Source organism: Acinetobacter sp. 826659 (assembly GCF_000588515.1).
GTDB lineage: Bacteria > Pseudomonadota > Gammaproteobacteria > Pseudomonadales > Moraxellaceae > Acinetobacter > Acinetobacter pittii.
Map to the genome: position 1 here is coordinate 1 of NZ_JFYD01000024.1, position 1,868 is coordinate 1,868.

A 1,868-nucleotide genomic window follows, 5' to 3' on the forward strand; every position below is an offset into this window, starting at 1 on the left:
CACATTCACAACCACTGTTGCTGTCGGATCGTTCACTGTACCAGTGAGTGCTGGTGTGCTGTCATTCGTCAACACATCATCAAGTGCAACCACCGGCGGTGTGATGTCGGCAGAGACTGTGCCTGTACCTGGCAATGAAGTATTGCCTGCAGGGTCAGTTGCTGTTGCTGTAACCGTATCGCCATCCACCAGATTGCCCGGGTTTGGTACTGACCAGCTGCCATCTGTGCCTGCCACGACTGTTGCAGTGGTGCCATCAGGATATGTCACAGTCACTGTAGAACCAGGTTCTGCTGTACCGCTCACCGGATCAGTTGCATTATTGGATCAAGTACAGGTGCATTTGGTGCGGTGGTATCAATTGTTACCACTGCTGTATCTGTACCTGCATTGCCTGCTGCATCTGTTGCAGTCACGGTAATGGTGTGTGGACCGTCAGTTAATGCAGGCAGTGTATTGTCTGCAAGCGTCCAGGTGCCGTCACCATTGTTCACTGCCGGATAGTCAACCCCATCCACATTCACAACCACTGTTGCTGTCGGATCGTTCACTGTACCAGTGAGTGCTGGTGTGCTGTCATTCGTCAACACATCATCAAGTGCAACCACCGGCGGTGTGATGTCGGCAGAGACTGTGCCTGTACCTGGCAATGAAGTATTGCCTGCAGGGTCAGTTGCTGTTGCAGTCACTGTATCGCCATCTACCAGATTGCCCGGGTTTGGTACTGACCATGTTCCGTCTGTGCCTGCCACGACTGTTGCAGTGGTGCCATCAGGATATGTCACAGTCACTGTAGAACCAGGTTCTGCTGTACCGCTCACTGGGTCAGTTGCATTGATTGGATCAAGTACAGGTGCATTTGGTGCGGTGGTATCAATCGTCACCACTGCTGTATCTGTACCTGCATTGCCTGCTGCATCTGTTGCAGTCACGGTAATGGTGTGTGGACCATCAGTTAACGCAGGAAGTGTATTGTCTGCAAGCGTCCAGGTGCCGTCACCATTGTTTACTGCCGGATAGTCAGTACCATCTACATTCACAACCACTGTTGCTGTCGGATCGTTCACTGTACCGGTTAACTCAGGTGTACTGTCATTGGTCAATACATCGTTAAGCGCTACTGTCGGCGCAACCGCATCAACCACAGCTGTTGCTGGACCTGATGTATTGCCAGCAGGATCTTCTGTTACTGCTGTTACCGTATCACCATCATTTAAGCCTGGGTTTGGCACAGTCCAAGTACCATCCGTTCCTGCTACAACACTTGCTGTACTACCGTCCGGATAAGTTACTGTTACTGTTGAACCAGGTTCTGCTGTACCTGTAATTGGGTCTGTCCCGTTAACCGGGTCAATCACTGGTGCTGTAGGAGCTGCTGTATCAACTGTCACAACACCTGTATCTGTACCTACGTTACCTGCTGCATCTGTTGCAGTCACGGTAATGGTGTGTGGACCATCAGTTAACGCAGGAAGTGTATTGTCTGCAAGCGTCCAGGTGCCGTCACCATTGTTTACTGCCGGATAGTCAGTACCATCTACATTCACCACCACGGTTGCAGTCGGATCGTTCACTGTACCGGTTAACTCAGGTGTACTGTCATTGGTCAATACATCGTTAAGCGCTACTGTCGGCGCAACCGCATCAACCACAGCTGTTGCTGGACCTGATGTATTGCCAGCAGGATCTTCTGTTACTGCTGTTACCGTATCACCATCATTTAAGCCTGGGTTTGGCACAGTCCAAGTACCATCCGTTCCTGCTACAACACTTGCTGTACTACCGTCCGGATAAGTTACTGTTACTGTTGAACCAGGTTCTGCTGTACCTGTAATTGGGTCTGTCCCGTTAACCGGGTCAATCACTGG

1 pseudogene is annotated in these 1,868 nt (G+C 50.9%); it reads right to left on the reverse strand.

Annotated elements, in window-relative coordinates:
- Positions 1–1,868: pseudogene (locus J663_RS19370) on the reverse strand (Ig-like domain-containing protein); the annotation flags it as partial.